General features: G+C 65.1%; 24 protein-coding genes. 11 read left to right on the forward strand and 13 right to left on the reverse strand.

Translation table 11 applies throughout. From position 1 onward, the window contains the following. Positions 1-79: 79 nt before the first annotated feature. Both AC0L23_RS25805 and AC0L23_RS25810 read right to left on the reverse strand, forming a co-directional pair. Positions 80-343 (reverse strand): hypothetical protein, encoded by a 264-nt coding sequence (locus tag AC0L23_RS25805; RefSeq protein ID WP_085384943.1) that lies wholly within the window; start codon positions 341-343, stop codon positions 80-82. 139 nt (positions 344-482) lie between these two features. After that, a complete protein-coding gene (locus tag AC0L23_RS25810; protein WP_085358543.1) occupies positions 483-1,289 on the reverse strand; it encodes a creatininase family protein in 807 nt (268 codons plus the stop codon). Between the two features lie 138 nt (positions 1,290-1,427). On the opposite strand from AC0L23_RS25810, the gene AC0L23_RS25815 reads away from it, so the two are divergent. Genes AC0L23_RS25815 through AC0L23_RS25835 form a run of 5 tightly spaced genes read left to right on the forward strand, consistent with a single transcriptional unit; the run spans position 1,428 to position 5,787 of the window. Next, entirely contained in the window at positions 1,428-2,450 is a 1,023-nt protein-coding gene (locus AC0L23_RS25815; RefSeq protein ID WP_026233942.1) for an ABC transporter substrate-binding protein, read from the forward strand. Positions 2,451-2,460: 10 nt separating this feature from the next. Continuing rightward, on the forward strand, positions 2,461-3,291 hold the full coding sequence (locus tag AC0L23_RS25820) for an ABC transporter ATP-binding protein (RefSeq protein WP_085358545.1): 831 nt from the start codon (positions 2,461-2,463) through the stop codon (positions 3,289-3,291). Continuing rightward, positions 3,288-4,106, forward strand: a complete 819-nt coding sequence (locus AC0L23_RS25825; protein ID WP_018460086.1) for an ABC transporter permease — start codon at positions 3,288-3,290, stop codon at positions 4,104-4,106. Before AC0L23_RS25820 ends, AC0L23_RS25825 begins: the two co-directional genes overlap by 4 nt. Beyond that, entirely contained in the window at positions 4,106-5,095 is a 990-nt protein-coding gene (locus AC0L23_RS25830) for a 2-hydroxyacid dehydrogenase (protein ID WP_018460085.1), read from the forward strand. Before AC0L23_RS25825 ends, AC0L23_RS25830 begins: the two co-directional genes overlap by 1 nt. Continuing rightward, on the forward strand, positions 5,095-5,787 hold the full coding sequence (locus AC0L23_RS25835; protein ID WP_026233941.1) for an AprI/Inh family metalloprotease inhibitor: 693 nt from the start codon (positions 5,095-5,097) through the stop codon (positions 5,785-5,787). The genes AC0L23_RS25830 and AC0L23_RS25835 overlap by 1 nt, the downstream gene beginning before the upstream one ends. A 67-nt stretch (positions 5,788-5,854) precedes the next feature. On the opposite strand, the gene AC0L23_RS25840 is transcribed toward AC0L23_RS25835, so the two are convergent. Continuing rightward, entirely contained in the window at positions 5,855-7,249 is a 1,395-nt protein-coding gene (locus AC0L23_RS25840; RefSeq protein ID WP_018460083.1) for a peptidoglycan-binding protein, read from the reverse strand. A gap of 252 nt (positions 7,250-7,501) precedes the next feature. Here AC0L23_RS25840 and AC0L23_RS25845 point away from each other — a divergent pair, with 252 nt between their 5' ends. Next, the gene (locus tag AC0L23_RS25845; RefSeq protein WP_018460081.1) at positions 7,502-7,876 is read left to right on the forward strand and encodes a hypothetical protein; all 375 of its coding nucleotides are present in this window, start codon (positions 7,502-7,504) and stop codon (positions 7,874-7,876) included. 163 nt (positions 7,877-8,039) lie between these two features. Beyond that, the gene (locus AC0L23_RS25850) at positions 8,040-8,360 is read left to right on the forward strand and encodes a glycine zipper domain-containing protein (protein WP_026233940.1); all 321 of its coding nucleotides are present in this window, start codon (positions 8,040-8,042) and stop codon (positions 8,358-8,360) included. Here the strand turns inward: AC0L23_RS25850 and radC are convergent. The 3 genes from radC to AC0L23_RS25865 form a co-directional block, all read right to left on the reverse strand. After that, positions 8,357-9,070, reverse strand: coding sequence for a RadC family protein (radC, locus tag AC0L23_RS25855; protein WP_018460079.1), 714 nt, complete (start codon positions 9,068-9,070; stop codon positions 8,357-8,359). The two genes, AC0L23_RS25850 and radC, sit on opposite strands and share 4 nt — an antisense overlap. A gap of 101 nt (positions 9,071-9,171) precedes the next feature. After that, positions 9,172-9,990, reverse strand: a complete 819-nt coding sequence (gene map, locus AC0L23_RS25860) for a type I methionyl aminopeptidase (protein WP_018460078.1) — start codon at positions 9,988-9,990, stop codon at positions 9,172-9,174. A gap of 121 nt (positions 9,991-10,111) precedes the next feature. Further along, positions 10,112-11,428, reverse strand: coding sequence for a mechanosensitive ion channel family protein (locus tag AC0L23_RS25865; RefSeq protein ID WP_026233939.1), 1,317 nt, complete (start codon positions 11,426-11,428; stop codon positions 10,112-10,114). Positions 11,429-11,639: 211 nt separating this feature from the next. Here AC0L23_RS25865 and AC0L23_RS25870 point away from each other — a divergent pair, with 211 nt between their 5' ends. Continuing rightward, entirely contained in the window at positions 11,640-13,433 is a 1,794-nt protein-coding gene (locus tag AC0L23_RS25870; RefSeq protein ID WP_018460076.1) for a potassium/proton antiporter, read from the forward strand. Between the two features lie 337 nt (positions 13,434-13,770). Further along, the gene (locus AC0L23_RS25875; protein ID WP_018460075.1) at positions 13,771-14,031 is read left to right on the forward strand and encodes a PepSY domain-containing protein; all 261 of its coding nucleotides are present in this window, start codon (positions 13,771-13,773) and stop codon (positions 14,029-14,031) included. A gap of 258 nt (positions 14,032-14,289) precedes the next feature. Here the strand turns inward: AC0L23_RS25875 and modC are convergent, their stop codons facing one another. The 4 genes from modC to mepA form a co-directional block, all read right to left on the reverse strand. Next, positions 14,290-14,952: a molybdenum ABC transporter ATP-binding protein gene (modC, locus tag AC0L23_RS25880; RefSeq protein ID WP_085352011.1), complete on the reverse strand. Its 663-nt coding sequence runs from the start codon at positions 14,950-14,952 to the stop codon at positions 14,290-14,292. Between the two features lie 2 nt (positions 14,953-14,954). Then, positions 14,955-15,650, reverse strand: coding sequence for a molybdate ABC transporter permease subunit (modB, locus tag AC0L23_RS25885; RefSeq protein WP_085352010.1), 696 nt, complete (start codon positions 15,648-15,650; stop codon positions 14,955-14,957). A gap of 28 nt (positions 15,651-15,678) precedes the next feature. Continuing rightward, a complete protein-coding gene (gene modA, locus AC0L23_RS25890) occupies positions 15,679-16,461 on the reverse strand; it encodes a molybdate ABC transporter substrate-binding protein (RefSeq protein WP_085358550.1) in 783 nt (260 codons plus the stop codon). 220 nt (positions 16,462-16,681) lie between these two features. Beyond that, positions 16,682-17,626, reverse strand: a complete 945-nt coding sequence (gene mepA / locus AC0L23_RS25895; RefSeq protein ID WP_085358626.1) for a penicillin-insensitive murein endopeptidase — start codon at positions 17,624-17,626, stop codon at positions 16,682-16,684. Positions 17,627-18,083: 457 nt separating this feature from the next. Between mepA and AC0L23_RS25900 the strand changes: the two genes are divergently transcribed. After that, positions 18,084-20,255, forward strand: a complete 2,172-nt coding sequence (locus tag AC0L23_RS25900; protein ID WP_085384945.1) for an EAL domain-containing protein — start codon at positions 18,084-18,086, stop codon at positions 20,253-20,255. Positions 20,256-20,308: 53 nt separating this feature from the next. Here AC0L23_RS25900 and AC0L23_RS25905 read toward each other — a convergent pair whose 3' ends face one another. Continuing rightward, positions 20,309-21,049 carry a hypothetical protein gene (locus AC0L23_RS25905; protein ID WP_085358552.1) on the reverse strand — a complete coding sequence of 247 codons (741 nt, stop codon included), beginning with the start codon at positions 21,047-21,049 and terminating at the stop codon, positions 20,309-20,311. 206 nt (positions 21,050-21,255) lie between these two features. Beyond that, positions 21,256-22,410, reverse strand: coding sequence for an acyl-CoA dehydrogenase family protein (locus AC0L23_RS25910; protein ID WP_085384956.1), 1,155 nt, complete (start codon positions 22,408-22,410; stop codon positions 21,256-21,258). Positions 22,411-22,666: 256 nt separating this feature from the next. Here AC0L23_RS25910 and AC0L23_RS25915 point away from each other — a divergent pair, with 256 nt between their 5' ends. Continuing rightward, a complete protein-coding gene (locus AC0L23_RS25915; RefSeq protein ID WP_026233936.1) occupies positions 22,667-24,067 on the forward strand; it encodes a TAXI family TRAP transporter solute-binding subunit in 1,401 nt (466 codons plus the stop codon). Positions 24,068-24,221: 154 nt separating this feature from the next. On the opposite strand, the gene AC0L23_RS25920 is transcribed toward AC0L23_RS25915, so the two are convergent. After that, on the reverse strand, positions 24,222-25,841 hold the full coding sequence (locus tag AC0L23_RS25920) for an amidase family protein (protein ID WP_085358628.1): 1,620 nt from the start codon (positions 25,839-25,841) through the stop codon (positions 24,222-24,224). Positions 25,842-25,860 lie beyond the last annotated feature (19 nt).

Raw genomic sequence — 25,860 nt, forward strand, 5'->3', positions numbered from 1 at the left:
GTCGGGGGCACGACACGGGGTGGATGAGGCGCCCGTGTCGGACGCGGGATCCACGTGAGATCGGCCTCAGGGACTCAAATCAGAAGCAGGTACGCACGCGGCCGACGTACTGGCCAAAGGCGTTGTACTGGGCGGCCCAGCCGCAGCGGTGATAGCGGTTGTAATAGGGATCGTTGCTGGCGGCGATCGCGGAGCCGACGACGGCGGCGGTGGCGATGCCCAGGCCGACACCGACGCCCCAGCCGAGCGGCTTGGCTTGCGCCTGCGAGGTGGTGGCCACGACGCTGCCGGTCAGGGTGAGCGCGGTGAGGGCAACTGCGAAAATCTTGGTCTTAATCGACATGTGAAACTCCATCCGGGTTGAGGCGGTCCCTTGTGGCCCGCGTACCGAGTTGGACGGAGGCTCCGCGCGTCCGGTTCGAACTCGGCAAAGGCGGAGCTCGAGTCTGGCTCTTTCCTGAATGATTCCAGAAGGATGAGCGCTAGCCGAGCGGGCCTTTTGCGAGCCTGTTCACGTCGAAGTTATCAACCTCGGCAAGCAGCTCGCAAAAAGCGCGGGCGCCCTGGTCGATCAGCTGCTCGCCCTTCGCGGCCACGGCTAGCGTCGCGTTGCCGGCGGCGCCGCTCGCGTGGAGATCCTGCGCCTGCCAGGCGAACGGCGCGGGTCGCTGCGTCGACAGCCAGCGATATTGCTGCTCCATCGCGATGCTGCTCGCGGGAAAATTCGCGATCGCATCCATGCGCACCCGATCGGGATAGCGCGCCAGCATGATCGAGGTTTCAATGGCGCCGCCGTGGATGCCGTGGCGCACTTCGTCGGCCGGGAACAGCTTGTCCGCGCCCGACAGCCGCGACCACGACGTCGTCACCACGAACAGTTTCCGATGCGCGCGAAGATCCTGCGCGACCAGCATCATGGCCGCGCTGTTGCCGCCATGGCTGGTGACGATGACGAGCTTCTTCACTCCGCGGCGCGCGACGTCCTCGCCAATCGCGGTCCATTTTTTCAACGCGATGTCAGTCGGCAGCGTCTGCGTGCCCGGATAGTCGATATGCTCGGTGGAAATCCCGATCGGTTCAACGGGCAGGAAAGTGGCCGGAGCGCGCTCGGGCAGGAGCTCGCGCACGCGCGCGAGATAGGCGTCCGCGATCAGCACGTCGGTCTCGAGCGGCAGATGCGGGCCGTGCTGCTCGGTCGCGGCCAGCGGCAGCACCGCGATCCAGCGCGAAACCTCCGCGAGGCTGGCATCGGCCCAGCGAATCTCGGTCCAATCGCGGGAAGGCGTCATCAAGGTTTCTTTGCCCGAATTTGTCGCGTAATTTAGGGTATCAGGGGACGCGGGCCAGGCCGGCTCGCGTCCCCGAATGTCTTGCGGTTTTATCGCGTTGCTTGGACATCGGCTAGAAGCGATCGACGGAGTCCCATCATGAGCCCCTCTCATCTGCGGCGAGCCTTAACGGCGGGCCTGATGGCCGCTTTCGTCTCGGTCGTCCCGGCCCGCGCCGAAACCCTGGACAAGGTCATGTTCGGCACCAATTGGGTCGCCGAGGCCGAGCATGGCGGCTTTTTCCAGGCCGTCGCCGATGGCACTTACAAGAAATACGGGCTGGACGTCACCATCGTGCCCGGCGGGCCCAACGAGAACAACCGGATGCTGCTGATCGCCGGCAAGATCGATTTCTTCATGGCCGCGAACACGCTGATGTCGTTCGACGCAGTCGCCAACAACGTCCCGGTCGTCACCATCGCCGCGGTGTTCCAGAAGGATCCGCAGGTGATGCTGACGCAGCCCGATGCCAAGGTCGCCAAGATCGAGGACCTCAAGCCGCTGACGCTGTTCGTCTCCAAGGAGGGCATGACCAGCTATTTCCAGTGGCTGAAGTCCGAATACGGCTTCAGCGAGAAGAACGTTCGCCCCTACAATTTCAATCCGCAGCCCTTCATCGCCAATCCCAAGAGCGCGATGCAGGGTTACGTCACCTCGGAGCCCTTCGCGGTCGAGAAGGCCGCGGGCTTCAAGCCCAACGTGTTGCTGCTCGCCGATTACGGCTTCAACACCTATTCGACCCTGATCGAGAGCCGCCGCGACGTCGTCGAGAAGAAGCCCGACCTGGTGCAGCGCTTCGTCGATGCCTCCATGGTCGGCTGGTACAATTACATCTACCGCGACAATTCAGCGGGCAACGCCATGATCAAGAAGCTCAATCCGGAGATGACGGACGAGCTGCTCGCCTATTCCGTCGCCAAGATGAAGGAATACGGCATCGTCGATTCCGGCGATTCGCTGAAGAACGGCATCGGCGCGATGAGCGACGAGCGCTACACCTCCTTCTTCAACAAGATGGTGAAGGCGGGCGTGGTGAAGGCGGACCTCGATTTCCGCAAATCCTATACGCTGCGCTTCGTCAACAAGGGCGTCGGCGCCGAGCTGCGCCCGAGCAAGCCGTAGCGCAGGGCCGATGTCATCAGTCCAAACGTCGGCGGGGGTCGAGACCGGCCTGACGGCTCTGGCTGTCAGCCTGCGCGGCGTGACGAAGGCCTATGACAACGGCCTGATGGCGCTCGGCCCGCTCGATCTTGCGGTGCGCAAGGGCGAGTTCATCTCGCTGCTGGGGCCGTCAGGTTGCGGCAAGTCGACGGCGCTGCGGCTGATCGCCGAACTCAGCGCGCCGTCGTCAGGAATCGTCCGGCTGGCGCGTCGTGAGGGCACACCGCAGCCAGGTCATGTTCACCCAGGTCATGGCATCGGCTTCGTGTTTCAGGAACCGACCCTGATGCCCTGGACCAGCGTGCGCGAGAATGTGCGGTTGCCGCTGAAGCTCTCAGGCGTTCCGAAGGCGGAATCGCGCGCGCGCGCCGATGAGGCGCTCGCAAGCGTCGGGCTTGCCGATTTTGCCGACGCCTTTCCGCGCGAGCTCTCCGGCGGCATGAAGATGCGGGTGTCGCTGGCGCGCGCGCTCGTCACAGACCCTGATATCCTCCTGATGGATGAGCCGTTCGCGGCGCTCGACGAAATCACGCGCTTCCGCCTCAACGACGATTTGCTCGCGCTGTGGCGCAGGCTCGGCAAGACCGTCATCTTCGTCACGCATTCGGTGTTCGAATCCGTCTATCTGTCGCAGCGCGTGGTGGTCATGACCGCGCGGCCGGGCCGCATCCAGGCCGACTTCCGCGTCGAGACGGTCGAGCCGCGTGGCGAGGAGTTTCGCACTTCAGTCGCCTATTCCGATTATTGCCGGAAAGTGTCGGCGGCGCTGGCGCCGTCCTATGCAGGGCAGTCGACGCTATGAACGCGCAAGCTTCCGTCACTGCGAAGCCGTCCGGCGCGCAACGTGCGGTGCGCTTCGCGCTACCGGTCATCGTGTTCGCGGCGGGACTGCTCGCCTGGGAGCTCGTGGTCCGGATCAAGGACATCCCGCCTTACGTGCTGCCGGCGCCCTCGGTCATATTCGCGACACTGATCAAGGATTGGGCGGTGCTGTCGCAATCGCTTGCCGCGACGCTGCTGACCACGCTTGAAGGTTTTGTCGCGGCCAGCGTCGGCGGCATCGCGCTGGCGCTGCTGTTCAACCAGTCCAAATGGGTGGAAGCATCGCTATTCCCCTATGCCGTGGTGCTTCAGGTCACGCCGGTCATCGCGATCGCGCCGCTGCTGCTGATCTATCTGGAGCAGCAGACCGCGGTCGTGGTCTGCGCCTTCATCGTCGCCTTCTTCCCGGTGCTGTCCAATACCACGCTCGGGCTCAATTCGGTCGATCGCAACCTCGCGGGCCTGTTCCAGCTCTATGGCGCCTCGCCACAGCAGACCCTGCGCTATCTCAAGCTGCCGGCGGCGCTGCCTTATATTCTCGGCGGCCTGCGCATTGCCGGCGGCCTGTCGCTGATCGGCGCGGTCGTGGCCGAGATCGCGGCGGGAACGGCCGGCGCCGGCTCCGGGCTCGCCTACAGGATCGCAGAATCCGGCTACCGCTTGAACATACCCCGCATGTTCGCAGCGCTGCTGCTGTTGTCGCTGGCCGGGATTGTCATCTATGGGGTGCTGGCGCTAGTTTCCCACCTCGTCTTACGGCGCTGGCACGAGAGCGCGCTTGGAAAGGACAACTGATGACCACCGGTTCGATTTCGTCCGAAAAGATCGACCTTCTGATTTATGGGCCGGTCCGGCCGATCCTCGAGAACGGGTTTTCCGATCATTTCGTCGTGCACAAGGCGGAGACGCGGGGCGATCTCGAGCGGCTGACGCCGGCGATCCGCGAAAAGATCCGCGGCGTGGCGGTGACCTATCACACCGTGCGCGCCGACCGGGATTCGCTGTCGCAATTGCCCAAGATCGAGATGGTGGCGAGCTTCGGCGTCGGCTACGACCACGTCGATGCCAAATACGCCGCCGAGCATAACATCATCGTCACCAATACGCCCGACGTGCTGACCGAGGAGGTCGCCGACGTCGCGATGGGGCTTCTGATCTCCACGGTGCGCGAGTTCATCAAGGCCGACCGTTATGTGCGCTCCGGTCTCTGGCAGACCCAGAACTATCCGCTCAGCGTCGGCTCGCTGCGCGACCGCAAGGTCGGCATCGTCGGCATGGGCCGGATCGGACAGGCGATCGCGCGCCGGCTCGATGCCTCGCTGGTGCCGGTGGTCTATCACACCCGCAACCCGTCCAAGGACGTCTCCTACAAGCACTACCCCGACCTGATCGAGATGGCGAAGGCGGTGGACACGCTGATGGTGATCGTGCCCGGTGGCGCCTCGACCAACAAGATGATCAACGCCGAGGTGCTGAAGGCGCTCGGCCCGCGCGGGGTGCTGGTCAACGTTGCGCGCGGCTCGGTGATCGACGAACCGGCGCTGGTCCAGGCGCTCAAGTCCGGCACCATCCTCGCGGCCGGCCTCGACGTGTTCGCGGCCGAACCGAACGTGCCGGACGAGCTCAAGGCCATGCAGAATGTGGTGCTGCTGCCGCATATCGGCTCGGCCTCGGTGGTGACGCGCAACGCGATGGATCAGCTCGTGGTCGACAATCTCAAGTCCTGGTTCTCAGGCAAGGCGCCGTTGACGCCGGTTGCCGAAACGCCGTTCAAGGGACGCTGATGGGAGTTCTTCGCGTCGTTACATTCGCCGTCGTGGCCTGCTTGGCCGCGATCGGCATCGCGCAGGCGCAGGATACGACGACCCTGAAGAAGGAGATGCCCGGGCAGTGGGAGCTCTCGACCACCGAGCGCAGCAAGACCTGCGTCGTCACGCTCAAGGCCGACGCCGCGGCGCAGGGCTTCAAGCTCGAGCTGGAGCCGGCCTGCAAGGCCGCGCTGCCTTTCACCAAGGACATCGTCGCCTGGAGCGTCAGGGGTCTCGACATCGTCCGCTTGCAGGATGCGAGCGGTGAGGCCGTGATCGACTTCACCGAGGTCGAGGCCGGCATCTTCGAGGGCCTGCGGCAGGGCGAGGGCGTCTACATCCTGCAAGACCTCGCCGCCGCCCGCTCGATGGCGAAGTCGATGGACCAGATGATCGGCGACTGGTCGATCGTGCGCGGCAACGGCCAGCCTGTCTGCGGGCTAACGCTGACCAACACGGAAGCCGGGCCGGACAATTTCCAGGTCTTCCTCAAGCCGAAATGCGATGCGGCCATCGCGCAGTTCAACCCGACGCAATGGCGGCTAGACCGCGGCCAGATCATCCTGCTGTCGAAGGCCGGCGAGGCCTGGCAGTTCGAGGCCGACGACAACGCGCAATGGCGGCGCGTCCCCGATACCGCCGATCCCCTGATCATGCTGCGGCAGTAGCGCCGCGAAACGCAATCTCGTCCTGAGGGCCCCGCCATAGGCGGGCGTCTCGAAGGATGGTGGCAGGCTACGTCGTCGGCTTGGGCGGCGGCGCTGTGCCTTGGGCCCACTTCTCCATCTTGCCGAGCACGCCCCAGGCTGTGAGCGCCAGCGAGATCGGCATCGCGAACTGGCCGAGGCCCGGCACCGCCGACACGAGCGTCCCGAGCAACCCGGCAAGGCCTCCCGCATTGGGGCTCGCCGTCACCGACGACAGCAGCGCCGTGATCAGCGAGCCGCCGATGCCGAGCGCAGTCTTCTTGCCGTCGAGCATCTTGCCGATGGTCTCGCCGAGCGCGCCATTGACCTGGCCGAGGACGGGCTTGCCGTCCCGGTTGAGCAAGGTGCCGAGCAGGTCGACGACCTGCTTCAACTGGTCGACGGGAGCGGGGCTGGTTGGGGTGAGGGTGACTGGTCCTGGCATGGGGGCTGACTTGTTGACGAGGGAAAAGAGCCGTTCGAACAGGCTGATCGGATCATTGGTGGCGGGCAGCGTATTGCCCGATGTCGTCGTTGCCGGCGTCACACCGCCGACCGGCGGCCGCAGCAATTGCGCGAGGTCCTCCAGCCGCTTCATGATCCGGGAGACATCGCCGGTCGGTCCGGTGGGGCCCGACTGCGCCGCGCGCGTGAGGGCGCCGACGGTGGCGCCGTCGAGAAGTCCGGTATCTCTCAGGCCGTTCTGCTGCTGAAACTGCGAGACCGCGGCCCTGGTCTTCGGCCCGCTGATGCCGTCCTCCGCGAGCGGCGGATTGGCGCCGAGCTTGTTGAGCGCCTGCTGCATGAGGACGATCGTCGACGCCGCGTCGTCCTCCGGCTCGGCGCGGCTTGCGAATTGCGGGCTGCCGTCGAGGGTGATCGAGGAATCCAGCGACATCATCGCATGCAGGATCACCGCGGTGCCGAGCTGGGAATCGACGTGGTTCGAATCGAACACATGATCGCGGACGAATTTTCCGGCCCTTGCCTCGGGCGGGCCATACAGCGTCGAACCGCCATAGAGATAGGGCGAGTTGCAGCCCTTGGCGTGATAGCCGAAGCCGTTGAACGCTTCGAGCCGGAACAGAATCCGCGCGATCCCCCAGTCGTGAGCGCCGACAAAATTCTCGATTCTGAAGGCGTCCACGGCGCCGTCCACGAACGTGGCAAACGGACCGCGTCCTTTCGGAACGAGCGTCGTCGCGCGATGGAGCGTTTCCCCGTTGCCGAGATAGGTGTCGAAATCGAAATTGGATTCGCGGTAGTGGCAGAGGGCAGCGAAATACCAGGGCACGCCGGTCAACCGCTCGATCTGCTGATAGGTCGCCTTGCCGTTGATGGCTTTGCGCGCGATCGCGTTCGCGTCGGAGAGGCGCGAAGGCCGGATCTCGAGATTGGCCCAATTACGCTCGTATTCGCTTTTCAGACTCTCGAATGAAATCATTTTCCGCTCCCGCAATGAATGAGTTTTCGCAACTGCGCGTCAGTCGAAATGAACCAGGTGCCGTGATCAGGGCGTGAGGCCAGCGTGATCTCCTGCAAGTCTGGCAGGCCGCCGGGGCGCCGCGTGTGAAGTGGGTTACAACCTCGCCGGGAAAATGAGCGGCAGGACCGGGATCAGGGCGGCGGTCCGCGACGGAACCGGCAGGGCCGCTGCCCGTTAGCGACGCGAGGCAGTCTGGCCAGGGAGTCCAACATGACCACGCGCGTCCTCGCGATCGGCATCGAACCCGGCAACGCGGACTACAGCGCATTCCCGCAGCTCACGCCGGAGCTCGTGCGCAACTATATCGATGCGCAGCTGCTGCGCCTGCGCGATCTCGGTTACGAGGTCACGAGTTGCCTGATCGATCTCGATGCCGCGGCGGAAGCCGCCGTCACGGTAGCGTTGCGCGAGGAGAATTTCGACTGCATCGTGATCGGCGCGGGGCTGCGCGAGCCTCGGGAGCGTCTGCTGCTGTTCGAGAAGGTGCTCAACCTCGTCCACCGCCTGGCGCCCGACGCCGCGATCTGCTTCAACACCACGCCAGCCGACACCGCCGAGGCCGTGCAGCGCTGGGTCGATGCATGAGATGAAGCGGCCGGCCCGTGCTGCGCATGCGCCATGGTCTGAGCCGCCTTCGATCCGAGCCTCCGACGCCATAGCGTGACGCGCCGGGTCCCGAAATGGTGATTTTTCTGGTCCGAATCCGGCTGCGGCGCTATGACTCGTCTGACCACAGGGGAGGGCGAGCATGCTTCGAGGTCTTCGCATTGGAAGTTTCGCTATCGCGGCATGTCTGGCGGTCGTGATCGCGATGCCGGCTCATGAGGCGGCGGCGCAGGACGCCATTGGCGGTGCCATCCTCGGTGGCGTCGGTGGAGCGATCGTGGGTGGCGCCATCGGCGGAGGCCGCGGCGCCGCCATCGGCGCCGTCGTCGGTGCCGGCACGGGCGCTGCGATCGCCTCCGAGGGCGAACGCCGCCGCTCCGGCTATTACGCCTATCAGCGCGGCTGCTACGCGCAGCGCCGGGACGGCTCCTATGTCCCGGTCGATCCGCGATATTGCTACTAGATCAGCCGCATCCCGCGCAAACTCGCATGCCCGCTCTTGCCGACGATGATGTGGTCGTGCACGGCGATGCCGAGCGGTTTTGCGATGTCGATGATCGCCTTGGTCATCTGGATGTCGGCCTGCGAGGGCGAGGGATCGCCTGAGGGGTGGTTGTGCACCAGGATCAGCGCGGTCGCGGACAATTCCAGCGCGCGCTTGATCACCTCTCGCGGATAGACCGGGGTGTGATCGACGGTGCCGGTCTGCTGCACCTCGTCGGCGATGAGCTGGTTGCGCTTGTCGAGGAACAGCAGGCGAAACTGCTCTTTGTCGGCGAACGCCATGCTGGTGCGGCAATAGTCGATCACTTCGTTCCAGGACGACAGCGCGTTGCGGCTGTTGACCCCGCCCTTGGCGACGCGATGCGCCGCCGCCGCGAGCAGCTTGAGCTGGTGGATCGCGGACTCGCCGACACCGTCTACCTCGCGCAGGCGCGCCACCGGCGCGTGCACGACCTCGGCGAACGAGCCAAAAATTTTGATCAGCGACTTCGCCAGCGGCTTGGTGTCACGCCGCGGCAGCGCCGAAAACAGTGCCATCTCCAGCAGCTCGTAGTCGCTGAGCGCGTCCGCACCCGCGCTGTAGAAGCGCTCGCGCAGCCGTTCGCGATGGCCGAGATAGTGCGGCGCTTCTTCGGGCTTGCTCTTGTCGTGGTCGGTCTTGGCGGGCATCGGCCGCCAGCATTGCCGCGGATAACCGTTTTTGCAACCGTCAATTGCGGCGGCAAATCCGTTTCACGCCAGCCGGCGAATGCGAACGTCAGCCGCCGGGATCACCCGATCTGCTTCTCGCCGTGCCGCTCCGACAGCGTGAAAATCTCGACGCCGGTGGCGGTGACGCCTACCGAATGCTCGAACTGCGCCGATAGCGAGCGGTCGCGAGTCACGGCGGTCCAGCCGTCGGAGAGGATCTTCACATGCGGCTTGCCGAGATTGATCATCGGCTCGATTGTGAAGAACATGCCGGGCTTGAGCTGCACGCCCTCGCCGGGCCGGCCGATATGGATGATGTTCGGCTCGTCGTGGAACATGCGCCCGAGGCCATGGCCGCAGAAATCGCGCACCACGCTCATGGCTTGCGGCTCGACGAAACTCTGGATGGCGTGGCCGATGTCGCCGGTGGTGGCGCCGGGCTTCACCGCGGCGATGCCGCGCATCATGGCCTCATAGGTCACCTCGATCAGCCGCTCCGCCTTGCGTGCGATCGGGCCGACTGCATACATCCGGCTGGAATCACCGTACCAGCCGTCGACGATGAAGGTGACGTCGATGTTGACGATGTCGCCCTCTTTCAGCGGACGGTCGCCGGGCATGCCGTGGCAGACCACGTGGTTGAGCGAGGTGCAGGTTGAATAGCGGTAGCCGCGATACATCAGCGTCGCCGGATAGGCATTGTTGCTGAACGCGAAGTCGCGGACGAACTGGTCGATGCGGTCGGTCGGAACGCCGGGCCCGACGATGTCGGTGAGCTCGTCGAGGCACTTCGCCACCAGCGCTCCCGCCTTGCGCATGCCGGCAAAGGCGCTTGGTCCATGCAGCTTGATCTGCCCGGTCTTGCGGAGCGAGGTATCGGTAGCTTCGACGTAGCTCATGCGGGCGCAATCTTCTGGGGTGGGCTCGATATCGGCGGAAAGGCTTGATTTCGCGCCCAATTTAATGATTGCGCGCCTTCATGCAAGTCAGGCCTGCCCTGCCTTGCGCCTGAAAGCGGGCCTAATTCGGGACTTCCATGATGGTTTCCACCGGCAGGGCGCCGCCGCGGACGCGGATTTCGCGAACCGGGTAGGGAACCCGGATGCCTTCGCGCTTGAAGGCGTCCCACAGCGCCAGCATCACGTCGCTCTTGACGTTGTCCATGCCGTCGGGGTCGGCAATCCAGAAGGTGAGCGAGAACTTCATCCCGGCTTCGGCGAACTCGGTCAGGATGGAATTCGGCGGCTTGCCCTTCTGCGCGCGCGGGTGAGCGGCCGCGGTCTCGGCGGCGAGCTTGCAGACCAGCCGCGGGTCGGCGTCGTAATTGGTGCCGAAGGCGATCTTCACCAGCGTGTTCTTGTCGGTGTAGGTCCAGTTGACGACCTTCTGCGTCACCAGATCCTCGTTCGGCACCAGGAATTCGCGGCCATCGCCGGCGGCGACGGAAATATAGCGCGTCTTCATCGCGCTGATCCGCCCGGTGTTGTCGCCGATGGTGACGAGATCACCGGGCTTCACCGATTTGTCGGCGAGCAGGATGATCCCCGAGATGAAATTGGCGACGATCTTCTGCAGGCCGATACCGATGCCAACGCCGACCGCGCCGGAGAACACCGCGAGCGCCGAGAGATCGATGCCGACCGTGCCGAGCGCGATCACGATCGCGACCGCAAGCAGGCCGATGCGGATGATCTTGACCAGCAGCACCTGCACCGATGGCGTCAGATCTGTGGTCGAGTTGATCCGGCTCTCGGCGAAATTGCTGGCGATGTTGGTGAGCCAGAGCGCGATGAGCAGCAGCGCACCCGCCTTGATCACGAGCAACGGCGTCAGCCGCAGGCCGCCGAGCACGATGGCGAAAGAGTCGAGCAGGTCGACCGTCGCATCGAGCTGGCCGAGGATCGAGAGCGCCGCGACGAACCAGGCCGTGATCGACACCAGCTTGACGATGAAGGCGTTGCGCAGCACCGAGGTCAAGAGCCGGATCGCGAGCCAGGCCAGCCCCAGCTTGGCGGCGACCATCAGGAGATAGCTGCGGCTCGGCCAGGTCGCGTGGTACATGACCACGCGGGAGACGATCACGAGCAGGGTGAAAACCGCCGTCGAGGCGCTGGAGACCATCACCCGGACGAAGTGCCGGAGCGGCAGCGGCCAGCGCATCGCCAGCGAGGTCATGTCGACGCGGCTGCGAACGGCGGCTTCCGCGGCATAGGCGATGCCGGCCGCGGCCAGAATGAGCCCGAATTGCAGGTAGAACCAGGGCGAGGAGATTTCCGCCCCGACGCTGCGCGCGGTGGTCTGCACGAACTCCATGAAGTCTTTGAGGTCCATGTCTATCGGTCTCGTCGGGGAGCGGGCGGGAGGCGTTGATTCGAGCGCGCCGGAGAATCCCACAAAGGGCGCGGCCGGACCACCGATACACCGCCAAGTGAAGTGCGTTAAGGCCGCAAAATGCGGGCAGATTGCCGCGAGCGGGAGAAAATGGGTTGGCGTGGGAGTCCGCCGACGATAAGGATGCAATTCCAGCGATTTCGTACCCGGAAGGTGGATGGCTTCCCTCGACAGTGTCAGCCTCGCCATATTGCTCGGTGCCGTCCTGGTGTTGGCCGGGATCCTGTCAAGCCTGCTTGCGCTGCGCTTCGGCGCGCCCCTTCTGCTCGTCTTCCTCGCGATCGGCATGCTCGCGGGCGATTCCGGTCCCGGACAGCTGCAGTTCGACGACGTCCGAACCACCTATCTGGTCGGCTCGGTCGCGCTCGCCCTGATTCTGTTCGACGGCGGCTTGCGGACCCGCTTTGCCAGCATCCGCACCGTGCTCGCGCCTTCCATGGTGCTCGCGACCGTCGGCGTGCTGCTGACCTCGCTGATCACGGCGCCGTTCGCGAAATATGCGCTCGACCTCAACTGGACGGAGTCGCTGCTGGTCGGCGCCGTGGTGGCCTCGACTGACGCGGCCGCAGTGTTCCTGCTGGTGCATACCCAGGGCCTGCGCCTGCGCCCGCGCGTCGGCGCGACGCTGGAGGTGGAATCCGGCACCAACGATCCCTTCGCGATCTTCCTGACCCTGATGCTGGTCGAGTACATCTCGCTGGGAACAGGCACGGCCGCGCATGTGCTGATGGAGTTCGCCCAGGAGGCCGTGCTGGGCGCCGTCGTCGGGGTGATCGGCGGGCGTCTGGTCGTCATCGCGCTCAATAAGGTCGCGCTGCCGCAGGGCCTCCATGCGCCGTTTGTCACCACCGCCGCGCTCGTCATCTTCGGCGGCTCGCAGATCATGCATGCCTCAGGCTTCCTCGCGGTCTATCTCGCCGGGATCATCATCGGCAACCGCCCGACCCGCGCGCATAATTCGGTGGTGGCCTTCCTGGACGCCGCGACCTGGCTGGCGCAGATCGTGATGTTCGTCCTGCTCGGCCTGCTGGTCTCGCCGAGCCGGCTCGGCGGCAGCGTGCTGCCGGCGGTCGGGATCGCATTCGTCCTGATGCTGCTGGCGCGGCCGATCGCCGTGTTCGTCTGCCTGGCGCCGTTCCGCTTCAACTGGCGCGAAAAGATCTTCATCGCCTGGACCGGCCTGCGCGGCGCGGTCGCGATCTTCCTGGCCTCGATCCCGATGCTGGTCGGGCTGTCGAAGGCCTATCTCTATTTCGACGTCGCCTTCGTCGTCGTCATCATCTCGCTCCTCCTGCAAGGCTGGACCCTGGGGCCGGCCGCGCGCAAGCTGCACGTGGCGCTGCCGCGCGCCGAACGCGGCCCGCGCCGTGTCGAATTGGACTTGCCCGGCCAGCTCGAGCAGCAGCTCGTCGGCTATCCGGTGCGGTCCAAGAGCCTGTATTTTCGCCGCGGCCTGATCCCGTCCTGGTCGAAGCCGACGCTGGTGATCCGCAAGGAGAACATTTTGACGCCGGCGGAAGCCGAGCCGATCGCGCCCGGCGATTACATCTATCTGCTGGCGCCGCCGGAAAAGGCCGAATCGCTTGACCGCTTCTTCGTCGACATGCAGCCGAGCTCAGCGCCGGACCCGCATCTGCTGGGCGACTTCATGGTCTCCGGCGAGCACACGCTCGCCGAGCTCGCGGAGATCTACGGCGTGGAGGTCGGCGAGGACGAGCGCGGGCACACGCTCGCTGATTATTTCGACGTCCATCTCGACCGCGCGCCGAAAGAGGGCGCGGAGCTCGTGCTGGATCCGATCGTGCTCGTGGCGCGCTCCATCTCCGGTGGCCGAGTCAACGTCGTCGGCCTGCGCCTGCCGGAAGACGAGGAAACGCCCGCGCCGCTGACGCGCAGGCAGGTCCTGCGGCGCAAGCTGGCGGATCTGTGGAGCTCGGTGGCTGGGGTTTAACGCCACATCCGCGTTGGCGGTCATTGATGAAGCGCACGTCTGCTTCTTCGTCGTCCTGGCCTAGTGCGCAATTGCGCACAGGCGCCAGGACCCATACCCACCGTCAGCTGTTTTGCGAAGGCTGGTGGTGACGATCTGGCCCACCCACTCTCCTCTCTGGGGTAATGGGTCCTGGCTTTCGCCGGACGACGGCGGAGAGCGATGGCGACAACGCTGGAACCGCCCCCAAATCGCCGCAACCGCCGAAGATTTGCGCGTCTTCGTGACCGCTGCTCCCGGAACGCTCCGCGATGCCGCTCGTTCTTAGCGGCGTAAACGCATCCGACAGGAGTAATCCATGCGAAAGCTCATCTTGCCGGCCATCGTCGCGATCGGGCTCGGATCGGCCGCGCCCGCGATGGCCTATGACACCGGCGATCAGATCTCGATGCAGGTCGCGCTCGACGTCGCCACCGACATCGGCGTCATGACCGTCTCGCACACCGAGTTCCTCGGCGACGAATGGCAGATCGAAGGCCGTGATCGCGCCGGCCGCTGGATGGAGGTCGATGTGGACGCGCGAACGGGTGAGGTGCGCAACGTCGATCGCGGCTGGTAGTGGCGGGTCTCGGTAGCGGTGTCGGCGAGGATCACTCGGCCGGCACCGCCACCATCCAATGCCGTGCGATCGCCGCTCGCGGTACGATCCATTACCCCGGGGAGTAGTTTTGCGAACACCGGCAGTTACGTTTTCTTCGCTGGTACGCACACCACCTGCCGCTGATAGATCACGCGGTATGGGTCCTGGCTTTCGCCAGGACGACGGCGGAGGGTGGGCCGGCGGCTTGCCTCATCCGTTGCCTGCTCAACGGACCCCTCACGTCAGCACCTTCACCCCGCCGAACGACGTCACGCGGCCCTGCTTCAGCATCACGATCTGCGTCGCGAGCTGGCGCAGCTCGGCGACGTCGTGGCTGACATAGACCATGGGGACGTTGGCCTCATCGCGCAGCCGCACCAGATAGGGCAGGATCTCCAGCTTGCGGCCCTCGTCGAGCGCGCCGAGCGGCTCGTCGAGCAGCAGCAGGCGCGGCCGCGACAGCAGCGCGCGACCGAGCGCGACGCGCTGGCGCTCGCCGCCGGAGAGCTTTCCGGGGCGGCGACCCTGCAGCGCGCCGATGTCGAGCAGCTCGATGACGCGCTTGTGCTGCGCCGGATCGGGCGCGAGGCGGTTCATCCGCCTGCCATAGTCGAGATTTTGCGCGACGTTGAGATGCGGAAACAGCCGCGCATCCTGGAACACATAGCCGATGCGGCGGCGCCAGGTCGGCACATGAATGCCGGCCGCGCTGTCGTCGACCGTCTCGCCGTCGATCACGATGGTGCCGCGGTCGGGCCGCAGCAGCCCCGCGATCATGTTGACCAGCGAGGTCTTGCCGGCGCCCGACGCTCCGAACAGTCCGATGACGCGGCCTTCGCTCGCGAAGGACGCGGACAGCGAGAACTCGCCGAGCTGCTTTTCGATGTCGACGCGCAGCATGGTCAATTCCCGTGCAGGCGCGCGGTGGCGCGGCGGGCGAACCATTCGGCCGCGATCAGCGCGCCGAGCGCCAGCACGATCGAGACGATCACGAGCCGTCCCGCGGCGGCGTCGCCGTCCGGGATCTGGATCAGCGAATAGATCGCGGACGAAATCGTCTGGGTCTCTCCGGGAATGTTGGAGACGAAGGTGATGGTCGCGCCGAACTCGCCGATCGCCTTGGCAAAGCCAAGCACCATGCCGGCGAGCACGCCGGGCAGCGCCAAGGGCAGCGTCACCGTGAAGAACACTTTGAAAGGAGTGGCGCCGAGGGTCTCGGAGGCCTGCTCGAGCCGGCGGTCGATCGCCTCGATCGACAACCGCATCGGGCGCACCAGCAGCGGAAACGCCATCAGGCCGCAGGCAAGCGCGGCACCGGTCCAGCGGAAGGCGAATACGATGCCGAGATGGTCCGCCAGGAAAGCGCCGACGAGTCCGCGGCGGCCGAAAGTGAGCAGCAGCAGATAACCCGTGACGACCGGCGGCAGCACCAGCGGCAGATGCACCAGCGCATCGAGCACCGACTTGCCCCAGAAATCACGCCGCGCGAGCAGCCATGCCAGCGCAATGCCGAACGGCGTTGCCACCAGCGTCGCGATCACGGCAACCCTGAGCGAGAGCAGGATCGCCGTCCATTCGGCGGGAGAGATGTCGAGCATCAAAATCGCGGAAGCTAGGTGGCAGAGGTTAAGTTGTCGGGCTGATCAGGAACTTGAAACCGTATTTTTCGAGAATGGTCTTGGCGGCGGTCGAGCGCAGGAAGGCGAGATAGTCGCTGGTCTCGCCCTTTGCCGTCGTCGTCGCAGCGACGGGATAGATGATCGCGGGATGCGAATCCGCCGGGAAGGTGCCGACGATCTTCACGCCGGGCTCGACCTTGGCATCGGTGGAATAGACGATGCCCAGGTTGGCCTCGCCGCGCGCGACCAGCGTCAGCGCGGCACGCACGCTCTCGGCCATCGCGAATTTCGGCTCCGCCGCCTGCCAGGCGCCCAGGCTCGTCAGCGCCGCCTTGGCATATTTCCCAACCGGCACGGACTTGACGTCGCCGGTCGCGATCCTGCCGTCGCCGGCGAGTTTTGCGAGGTCGAACCCCTGCCCGATGGGGACGTTGTCGAGGCTGGAATCCTTCGGCGCAATCAGCACGATGCTGTTGCCGAGCAGATTGACCCGGGTCGGCTCGTTGATAGTCTTCTTGGAGATCGCGTAATCCATCCAGTCGGTGTCGGCGGAGACGAATACATCGGCCGGCGCGCCCTGCTCGATCTGCCTGGCGAGCACGGAGCTTGCGGCATAGCTGACGCTGAACTTGACGCCGGTCCTGGCGGTGTAGGCCGCGTCGACCTCATCGAGCGCGTTCTTCATCGAGGCTGCCGCGAACACGGTGATGGTCTTGTCCTCGGCGGCGACAGGCGAAAGGCTCGCGACCAGAACGAACAAGGCCGAAAAAATCACGGAAAGGCGGAACATCGGAAGCGCTCCATGCGCGCGCTCAGGGCACGCAAGGCGGCGCGCGCAAGACGGCGTTGGTTGAATGAGGCTGCGACCGGCGGAAGCGCTGTTCCGGCAAGCCCGACGGACTTACGGTCCGGCAAGCGATCGCTGGGTCATCATAACAGGGTGGCGGAACAGGTCAAAGGCGACGGTTCGCATAGCGCCAACCAGGAATTCGTCATCCTGGCGGAGAGTTTTACGGCTTCGCATTGCCCGCGTGCAGCACGGCCTTGCACGCCGCCGGCATCTGCGCCAGCGTCATCGGCGGTTTCGGCTTCGGCGGCTCCGGCGGGGGTTTGGGGTGCAGCACGCCGTCGCTGAACCAATAGGCGAGATCGGAGGGCTTGCAGCCTTCGTCCTCGGATTGCGACGGCTGGCCCTCGCAGTCGCTCGCGCCCGCCGGGCAGTGCATGCGGATGTGGAAGTGATAGTCGTGGCCCCACCACGGCCGGATCTTCGACAGCCAGGAACGGTCGCCCTTGGCCTCGCGGCACAGCGCCTTCTTGATCGCGGCATTGACGAAGATGCGCTGCACCGCCGGCTCCTGTGCCGCGTCGCGCAGCACCAGCACATGGCCCGGCGTGAACACCTTCGGATCGATGTCGAGCCGGTCCGGGCGCACCATCATCACCGCCGACATGTCCTCGCGCTCCTCGCGCGAGAGCCGATGGTCGGGCATCGGCGTCAGCCAGATGTCGGCATCGAGGCCGATCTGGTGGCTGGCATGGCCGGACAGCGCCGGCCCGCCGCGCGGCTGGGCGATGTCGCCGACCAGGATGCCCGGCCATCCCGCGTCCTTGTGCGCTCTTGCCGCAAGCCGCTTGATCAGCGCGATCATCGCGGGGTGACCATAGCTGCGGTTGCGCGACAGCCGCATCACCTGCCAATTGTCGCCGTTGAGCGGCATCTGCTCGGCGCCGCCGATGCAGCCCTTCACATAGGAGCCGATGACGTGCGCCGGTCCCTTCGACGGCAGCAGCTTGCGCGCGAACAGCTCCTTGGCGCCGATACTGGGATCGTTCGGATTGGCGAGCGGCGGCAGCGGTTTTGGGTTGACGCTGCCCTTGTCCTGGGCCAGCGCGTCGCCGGCGGCCAGGAGCGTCATGACGAGCAGGAGAGGGGCGAGGTGGCGGGGACTCATGTTGACATTCTTATAGCCCAACACCGCGCCAGGGTTAAGAAACAGTCCTTCCGCTGAAATTTCGTTCAAACGTCGCAGTTCCGCGGCGTCGGCCGGCCGTTTTTAACGACGCGATAACCCTCTCATGCACTGACCAAAATTCGTGCGCGGCACGCGTGCTCACTCCCTTCTGCATGCAATCGCGCGCGATCCCGGAAATGATTCAAGGCGGCGCGCAATTTTGCGCCATCTCGTTCTCCGATGACGACAATGCGATGCGCTTGGAGCGCCCATCGGCACGGCCGCGCCTTGCAAACGGGCAATGAGGGCTGTTTTGTCGAGACTGCCAGACCGTGCGTCCCATCGCCATGCCACCCAGGATTACCTTTTTTTCAGACACTTGCCCCAAGAGTTGCGGGGCTGGGTGCGACTGGGACGAGTGAAGTTGAGTTTGGGGTTTCGAAAGCCGAAAAAGCGAATGGGCAGCGTGCTCGGCGGCCTGCACCCGCGCAAGCCGCGCTTTGCGCGCCCCCCTCATCTTCCGTCCGAACGCGACGAAGTTCTGCGCAGCCGTGCCGAGGCTGAGGCCGCGATCGCGGAAGCGCGCAAATCCCATGAGCGCCTGCGCCAGGCCATCGAGATCCTGCCGCAAGGCATCGTGTTTCTCGACGCCGAGGGCCGCTACGTCCTCTGGAACAAGCAATACGCGGAAATCTACAGCAAGACCGCCGATCTGTTCGAGGAAGGCGCGCGCCTCGAGGACACGCTGCGCATCGGCGTCGCCCGGGGCGACTATCCAGAGGCTGCCGGCCACGAGGAAGAATGGATCGCCGAACGGCTGCAAAAGCTCTATCAGCCCGGCACGCGCCACGAGCAGAAGCTGGCGGACGGCCGCGTCATCCTGATCGACGAGCGGCTGACCGAGGACGGCGGCGTCGTCGGCCTGCGCGTCGACATCACCGAGTTGAAGCAGCGCGAGGCCTCGTTCCGCCTGCTGTTCGACGGCAATCCCGTCCCCATGATCGTTTGCGCACTCGACGACGAGCGCATCCTCGGCGTCAACGATGCCGCGATCGCCCATTACGGCTACAGCCGCGCCGAGTTCGAGCGGCTCACGATCCGTTCCCTTCAGGCTTTCGACAGTGAGCCGCCCTGGACCGCCGATGCGGCCGGCGAGGAGCAGGCCGGACGCACCTGGAAGCACGTCAGGGCCGACGGCGCCCTGATCGACCTTGCGATCTATTCGCGCGAACTGATCTATGCCGAGCGGCCCGCGGTGCTGCTCGCGCTGATGGACATCACCGAGCGCAAGCGCGCCGAGGCGCGGCTCGCCTTCATGGCCCAGCATGACGGGCTGACCGGTCTGCCAAGCCGCAATCTGCTGCGCCAGCAGGTCGACGAGATGCTGCTGCATACGAGGCGCAGCACCGACAAGGTCGCCCTGCTGATGCTGGGGCTCGACAATTTCAAGGCGGTCAACGACACGCTGGGACACGCGGTCGGCGACAAGCTGCTGCGTGGCGTCGCCAAGCGGCTGCGTTCGACCTTGCGCGAGAACGACGCGCTGGCGCGGCTGAACTCGGACGAGTTCGCCATCGTGCAGAGCGGCCTGACGCGTCCCGAGGATGCGGTGCTGCTGGCCAAGCGCCTGCTCGAAGCCATCGCCGATCCCTATCTGCTCGACGGCCATTCCGTGGTGGTCGGTGCCTCCATCGGCATCGCGATGGCGCCGGGCGACGGCGACGATTCCGAAAAGCTGCTCAAGAGCGCCGACATGGCGCTGTCGCGCGCCAAGCTGGATGCGCGCGGATCGTTCGCGTTCTTCGAGGCGGCGCTCGATGCGAAAGCGCAGACCCGCCGCAAGATCGAGGTCGAGCTGCGCGACGCCATTCAGAACGACGTGCTGCGGCCGTACTATCAGCCGCTGATCGACCTCCAGAGCGGCCGCATCACCGGCTTCGAGGCGCTGGTGCGCTGGCCGCATGCCGAGCGCGGCATGGTCTCGCCGGCCGAGTTCATTCCGGTCGCGGAAGAAACCGGGCTGATCAATCCGCTCGGCGGCCTGATGCTGCGCCGGGCCTGTCACGATGCCGCGACCTGGCCGGACGACGTCCGCGTCGCCGTCAACCTGTCGCCGCTCCAGTTCCGCAGCGGCAATCTGCTTTCGGTGGTGACGGATGCGCTGAAGCATTCCGGCCTGCCGCCGCGGCGGCTCGAACTCGAGATCACGGAGACGCTGCTGCTGGAGAAAAGCGCCCAGGTGCTGGCGACGCTGCACGCGCTGCGCGCGCTCGGCGTGCGCATCTCAATGGACGATTTCGGCACCGGCTATTCCAGCCTGAGCTATCTGCGCAGCTTCCCGTTCGACAAGATCAAGATCGACCAGTCCTTCGTGCGCGATCTCGGCGCCAATCGCGAGGCACAGGCGATCATTCGCTCGATCGTCAGCCTCGGCAAAGGCCTCGGCGTCACCATCACCGCCGAAGGCGTCGAGACCGAAGCCGAGCTGAGCTGCCTCCGCACTGAGGGCTGCGACGAAGGCCAGGGCTTTCTGTTCAGCAAGGCCCGGCCGAATGCGCAGATCATCAGCCTGCTCGCCGCGCAGCGCGGCATCGACGGCGTAGGCGAGGACGCCGCGCTGGTGGCCTAGGGTTAAGGTGCTGACCTGTTGTCTTGCGTCTCGAGATGCACAAACCCGGAAATTCAGTGGCCGACAAGTGTTACGGCCTCGGCAGGAGCGGTTTCATGGGACCGCACGAATACAAAACGGGATGCCACGGGGATCTGTGCGTCGGCGCTGCCATCCTGGCCGATGAGGATAAGTCCCGCGCCGCCATTGGCTACATTCAAGATGACGGGGGCGCCCTGCCAGGTCCTGATTGGCTCCATTCCGATGATGAGAAACTCACCGATCGGCTGGTCGAAATATTGAAGCCTCAGTTGTGGTCCGACTTCTGCAGCCGCCAGGCCGAAACCCAATTGTTTGGCGCGCGCGTAGATGTCTGCCAGCAACGCAGTGTCGGTCCGAAAGCCCAGTTCGGCTGCCGACACCGTGAAAAGCTCTACGCTCGTTGTCGTGGCGCTCACGGTAAACGTCGGCCGCGCGAGAATTTCGCCGGCCGAGTTTCCGATGCCACAACCTGCCGCATCCAAAGCGTTACTGAGGGCGAAGAAGTTTGCAAACGTCCCGATCCTGATCGTCTTCCACGCAGGGACATCGACGGCGGATTTGATTGGGATTTGCGGCCCAGACGGCGCTTGCTTGAGCTTCAGGTGATTCCGCAGGACGTCTCGCGCCGAGCATTGAGCCACGGCCTCGCTCGCAAACAGGAAAGTGCATGCGATGCAGAGGATGGCGATAATGAGAATGCCACCATGGTGCCATCCCGGCGAACGCCCCTGAATGGCATGGCAACTGACTTTCCTGCCAGCTGTTCGGCCCATAACGGACCTCTCTTGTGCAAATCCAGCGCGCTAAGAAGAATTCGGAATCATCACTTCCATGTGGTCGGCGCGGTTACAGCGGAAAAGCTGTCGTTCCTGTAGCTATGGAAATTAGTCGGAGAAAATTCACGAAGGTTCAGCGACGAAGACGCCGGAGGGCAACTCAATATAGGTCAGCGTGCGTGCACTTTCGTAACTGCTCGACGTCAGCGGTCCCCTGAAAGGATCATCTTACCGACATCCTCGTAATGCGTGTCGCGCGCCTGGATCTGCTGAGCGATGGCGTGCATGTCGCGAAAGCGGCGCTCGAACGGATTGCTGCGGAATACGGCGGTCGCGCCGGCCATGTGATAGGCGGTGTCGACCACTTTGGCCGATTGGTGGATGGTCCAGGTCGCGGCGAGGCGAACCGAGCCCCGATGTGCCGCGCTGAATTCGCCGGTCGTACAGAGATCGCGCCACATCGCACTTGCCGTCGCATAGAGATAGGCGCGCGCGGCCCGCAGGTCGCCCTCGGTGCGGCCGATCAGGCCCTGGACCGCCTGGTTGTCGCGCATGGCGCTTGCCGCCAGCGACTGATGCTTGCCGCGCGCCAGCGCGATCGCGGCATCCAGCGTGGCGCGCGCCACGCCGAGCGACACCGCGGCAAAGCCGAGGCTGAACGTCGAGCCGGTGCCGATCCTGTAAAGAGGACCCTGCTCGCGTAGCGCGGACGGCACGTCACGAAACGCGGTGAAGCGCTCGGGGATGAACAGGTCGGCGACCTCGTAGGAATCGGTGCCGGTGCCGGCGAGCCCGATCGCCTGCCAGACGTCGTGCAGCACGCCGCTCGCGACCGGAAACAGGATGGTGCGCACCTCCGCCGAGCCGTCGGCATTTTTCCGCGGCGCGCCGTCGGCTCCGACGATGCGGACATGCGCGCCGAGCCAGCTCGCCTGCCGCGAGCCGGAGGCAAAATCCCAGCGCGCCGTGACGCGATAGCCGCCTTCGACCGCCCGCGCCTCATGCGCGATCGCGCCCCAGGCGAGGATGCCCGGCGCCGTGTTGAAGATCTCCTGCGCGGTGTCGTGGTCGAGCGAGGCCGCGATCATGGCGCAGACCGTGCATTGGCCGAGGCACCAGGCGGTGGAGGCATCCGCTTTCGCGATCTCCTCCAGCATCTGCATGAAGGCTTCCGGCGGCGCTTCGGCGCCACCAAGGCTCTGCGGCAGCAGCGCGCGATAGAGCCCGTTCTCGATCAGCGCGCCGACGACGGGATCGGTCAGTCGCCGCGTCCGCTCGATCTCGTCGGCTTCGCGCGCGATCAGCGGCGCAATAGTCCGTGCCCGCTCGACGGGGCCAAATCCGGAAGTTGCGTTCATGCGCGTTTCCTCGCCCATTCTACCGTGAGCGGTCAATCGCACGATGGTGATCTATTTGGCGAGGGGGATCAAGTTGGTGTGGCGTCAATCCGGCCATCGCCACGTGAAGTGCGGAATCAGAGATGATCGCGCAAGCTCGAAAGGCTCACGCCGGGCCAAGAAACTATTGGGGCTGCTCCGACATTATCGTTTTCCAGAAGAGCATGATACTGTTCCGAAACAGGCAGCGATTTTGGCCTCCAACCGGCAGCGGCAAATGTCCTCGTCTGATGCTCCGATGAAACGCAGTGACGCAGCCCGCAGAGGGCGGAGACAGACGAAGACCCTATTGCTGATTTTAGCCATCGGATTTCTCGTTTTCGGTGCCGCTGCGGGCACGTTGTATTACGCGCTGCGGCCGATAACGCTTCGGATTGCCGTCGGACCGCCGGGAAGCAACGATCACAAGGTGATCGAAGCGATGACCGAGGCCTTTGCCAACGAAAGCAGGACGGTGAGGTTGTCTCCGATCGCGACCGCCGGAGCGGCCGAAGCTCTCGCTCTGCTCGGTGCCGGCAAGGCCGACCTTGCGGTCGGTCGCGGCGATCTGGAAATGCCGGCCGACGCGCAAACAGTCGTCATCTTGCGCAAGAACTTCGTCGTGCTGTGGTCTTCTTCGGGACCGGCGGGCAAGGGCTCCAAGCGAAAGCCGGCGCCCAAAATCAAGGAGGTCGCCGATCTCGCAGGGCGCAGGGTGGGGGTGATCGGCGCGACCCCGGCGAACGCCGCGTTGCTGAGAGTCATCCTGAGCGCCGCCGGTGTGGAGCCGGACAAGGTCACGGTCACTCAATTCGGCACTGGCCAGCTCGAGGAGCTGGCGCGTGACCCGAGCCTCGACGCCTTCATGGCTGTCGGTCCGCTCGACAGCAAGATAACTGCCGACGCCGTCGCCGCGACCGCCCGGGCGCGTGGCGAGCCGAAATTTCTCGCGATCGACGCATCGGAAGCCATCGCCCTGAAGCATCCGCGTTATGAATCGGAGGAAATTCCGCCAAGCATTTTCAATGCGAATCCAGCCTGGCCCGATGACAAGGTGGAGACCGTCAGTGTCAGCCATTTGATCGTCGCCCGGAAAGCCTTGTCCGAAACGACAGTGTCAGCGTTTTACCGCCAGCAATTTGCCCTCCGGCAGGCGATTGCCAGGCAGGTGCCTGGCGCTGCGCAAATCACCAAGCCGGACACCGAGAAGGAAGCCGAGCTGCCGGTTCATCGGGGAGCGGCGGCCGTGATCGACGGGACCGAGCGCACCTTCCTCGACAGATATGGCGACTACTTCTGGTTTGCGCTCCTGCTTCTCTCCGGCATTGGCTCGGCCGGCGCCTGGCTGCGACAATATCTGAATCGGGATGAACGCGACGAGAACACTGGCCATCGCAACAGAATTCTGGCGCTGGTTTCCAAGGTGCGCACCGCGGAATTCGACCACGAGCTATTGGCCATGCAGCAGGAGGTCGACGCCATCATCGTCGAAACACTTGGCTGCTACGATGACGGCGCCATCGAGGAAGAGGAGCTGGCAGCCTTCGGCCTGGTGCTCGAACTGTTCGATCATGCCCTCAGCGAGAGGCGCGCAGCGTTGCAAACCCCTCCTTCGAACGTGCTCGCCGCGCGGCGGTAGCGATACCGGCTTTGGTATCCGGGAGTTGCGTTCATGCGCGTTTCGTCGCCCATTCTTGGTGTGAGCGGTAAGGAGGCAATCGTGATCTATCCGGCGGGGAGGATCAAGCTGGTCCTAGCGTCGGTCTCGCCAGCTCGCGCTGACACGGGCGACATCACAGCTCGGGCAGACCCGACGGCGGCCTGCGTGCGTTGGTTGCTTGCTCGAAGGCATACGCCAGACGCAGCAGCTTGTGCTCGCTCCAGGCGCGCCCTGCGAAAGTGACGCCGAGCGGATAGTCGGGCGTGTCTTTGCCGTCGTCTGTCCCCGAGACGAATCCGCCGGGCACCATGACGCTGGGATAACCTGCCTTGGCGGCGATTGCGGCGCCATAGGCGCCGGGGAATAGCACCGCGTCGAGCTCGTGCTGGTTCATATAGGCGTCCATGCCGCGCGTCCTGGCGGAGAGCAGGTCCATGGCACGTGCGGACTTGTACTCGGGCTCGCTCAGATCGCCCCTGGTCAAGTCAGCGGCGAGGAAGTGGTCCTGTCCGAAACGCAGCGCATTGTCGGCGTTTGCTGCGTTGAAGGCCACGATGTCGGCCATGGTCTTGATGTCAGTGTTGGTCGCCCAATCCCTCAGGTAGAGATTGAGATCGTGCTTCAGCTCGTACAGAAAGACGACCGGCGGCCTTGCGACCGTGCCTTTGTGGGCGCTGAGCGGATTGCGGTTGAGCACAGCCATGGTCGTGCCCGGCCCACCGATCCAGCCAAGTGTGGGCATGCTGGCGCGCACGATGACGGCGCCGAGATCCTCCAGCACCTTGATCACCTCAGCCATCAGCTTGGCCGACTTCGCCGGCAGCTTGCCGTAATAGCAATCGTTCAGCGGGTCAGCGGGGTCGCTCGGCACGCCGATGCGCGCGCCCTTCATCGCGTCGGCGACGAGGCCGGCGGTGTAGTCGGCCGGCCGCCGCTGCTCTTGCGTCGCTGGGTCGAGCGGGTCCTTGGCAGCCAGCACATTCAGCAACATCGCGGCATCGCGCACCGTGCGCGTCATCGGACCGGCGGTGTCCTGGCTGTGCGCAAGCGGCAGGATGCCGGCGCGGCTGATCAGCCCGACGCTCGGTTTCACGGTGACGAGGCCGTTCAGGCTGGCGGGGTGCAGCAGCGAGCCCGAGGTTTCGGTACCGATCGAGGCCGCGCACAGTCCGGCCGCCACCGCGACCGCCGAACCCGAGCTTGAGCCCCCTGGGGTCAGAACCGGGATGCCGTGCTCGTCCATCAGCCCTGGTGCGTAGGGGTTCTTCACCTGCCCGCCCAGCGATGAATAGCCCGAGGGCATGTCGATCGCGAGCATGTTGGCGAACTCCGTCAGGTTCGCCTTGCCCAGGATCACCGCGCCGGCGCTCCGCAGCACCTTGACGATGGTGGCATCATCCCTGGCGCGCGCGCCCTCCAGCGCCAGCGAGCCCGCCGTGGTCGGCTGTTCGTCTCCGGTCGCGATATTGTCCTTGAGTAGGATAGGGACGCCCGCCAGCGGCCGCTGGGCCGACGGCCTCGTGCCGTCGAGCGTGCCGGCGAGCGCATCGGGATTGAGTGCACGGACCGAGTTGAGCTTAGGCCCGTCGCGGTCATAGGCCGCGATGCGCGCGAGATAGAATTCCGCCAGCGCTCTCGCGGTGATCCGTCTGCCGGCCAAGGCATCGATGACGTCGCTCATGGGCGCGTGCGCGAGCATCTGCATGGTCGACGCCGGCGGCTCAGTCAGGCCAGCTCTAGGAAGCTCGGACATTTGCCTTTCCTTGCTCCAT

This window comes from Bradyrhizobium sp. MI1.4 (genome assembly GCF_055811315.1).

Excerpts from the sequence above, each read along its gene's own strand:
- AC0L23_RS25805 (WP_085384943.1), bottom strand. The coding sequence starts at position 343 with ATGTCGATTAAGACCAAGATTTTCGCAGTTGCCCTCACCGCGCTCACC.
- AC0L23_RS25810 (WP_085358543.1), bottom strand. The coding sequence starts at position 1,289 with ATGACGCCTTCCCGCGATTGGACCGAGATTCGCTGGGCCGATGCCAGC.
- AC0L23_RS25815 (WP_026233942.1), top strand. The coding sequence starts at position 1,428 with ATGAGCCCCTCTCATCTGCGGCGAGCCTTAACGGCGGGCCTGATGGCC.
- AC0L23_RS25820 (WP_085358545.1), top strand. The coding sequence starts at position 2,461 with ATGTCATCAGTCCAAACGTCGGCGGGGGTCGAGACCGGCCTGACGGCT.
- AC0L23_RS25825 (WP_018460086.1), top strand. The coding sequence starts at position 3,288 with ATGAACGCGCAAGCTTCCGTCACTGCGAAGCCGTCCGGCGCGCAACGT.
- AC0L23_RS25830 (WP_018460085.1), top strand. The coding sequence starts at position 4,106 with ATGACCACCGGTTCGATTTCGTCCGAAAAGATCGACCTTCTGATTTAT.
- AC0L23_RS25835 (WP_026233941.1), top strand. The coding sequence starts at position 5,095 with ATGGGAGTTCTTCGCGTCGTTACATTCGCCGTCGTGGCCTGCTTGGCC.
- AC0L23_RS25840 (WP_018460083.1), bottom strand. The coding sequence starts at position 7,249 with ATGATTTCATTCGAGAGTCTGAAAAGCGAATACGAGCGTAATTGGGCC.
- AC0L23_RS25845 (WP_018460081.1), top strand. The coding sequence starts at position 7,502 with ATGACCACGCGCGTCCTCGCGATCGGCATCGAACCCGGCAACGCGGAC.
- AC0L23_RS25850 (WP_026233940.1), top strand. The coding sequence starts at position 8,040 with ATGCTTCGAGGTCTTCGCATTGGAAGTTTCGCTATCGCGGCATGTCTG.
- radC (WP_018460079.1), bottom strand. The coding sequence starts at position 9,070 with ATGCCCGCCAAGACCGACCACGACAAGAGCAAGCCCGAAGAAGCGCCG.
- map (WP_018460078.1), bottom strand. The coding sequence starts at position 9,990 with ATGAGCTACGTCGAAGCTACCGATACCTCGCTCCGCAAGACCGGGCAG.
- AC0L23_RS25870 (WP_018460076.1), top strand. The coding sequence starts at position 11,640 with ATGGCTTCCCTCGACAGTGTCAGCCTCGCCATATTGCTCGGTGCCGTC.
- AC0L23_RS25875 (WP_018460075.1), top strand. The coding sequence starts at position 13,771 with ATGCGAAAGCTCATCTTGCCGGCCATCGTCGCGATCGGGCTCGGATCG.
- modC (WP_085352011.1), bottom strand. The coding sequence starts at position 14,952 with ATGCTGCGCGTCGACATCGAAAAGCAGCTCGGCGAGTTCTCGCTGTCC.
- modB (WP_085352010.1), bottom strand. The coding sequence starts at position 15,650 with ATGCTCGACATCTCTCCCGCCGAATGGACGGCGATCCTGCTCTCGCTC.
- modA (WP_085358550.1), bottom strand. The coding sequence starts at position 16,461 with ATGTTCCGCCTTTCCGTGATTTTTTCGGCCTTGTTCGTTCTGGTCGCG.
- mepA (WP_085358626.1), bottom strand. The coding sequence starts at position 17,626 with ATGAGTCCCCGCCACCTCGCCCCTCTCCTGCTCGTCATGACGCTCCTG.
- AC0L23_RS25900 (WP_085384945.1), top strand. The coding sequence starts at position 18,084 with ATGGGCAGCGTGCTCGGCGGCCTGCACCCGCGCAAGCCGCGCTTTGCG.
- AC0L23_RS25905 (WP_085358552.1), bottom strand. The coding sequence starts at position 21,049 with ATGGGCCGAACAGCTGGCAGGAAAGTCAGTTGCCATGCCATTCAGGGG.
- AC0L23_RS25910 (WP_085384956.1), bottom strand. The coding sequence starts at position 22,410 with ATGAACGCAACTTCCGGATTTGGCCCCGTCGAGCGGGCACGGACTATT.
- AC0L23_RS25915 (WP_026233936.1), top strand. The coding sequence starts at position 22,667 with ATGTCCTCGTCTGATGCTCCGATGAAACGCAGTGACGCAGCCCGCAGA.
- AC0L23_RS25920 (WP_085358628.1), bottom strand. The coding sequence starts at position 25,841 with ATGTCCGAGCTTCCTAGAGCTGGCCTGACTGAGCCGCCGGCGTCGACC.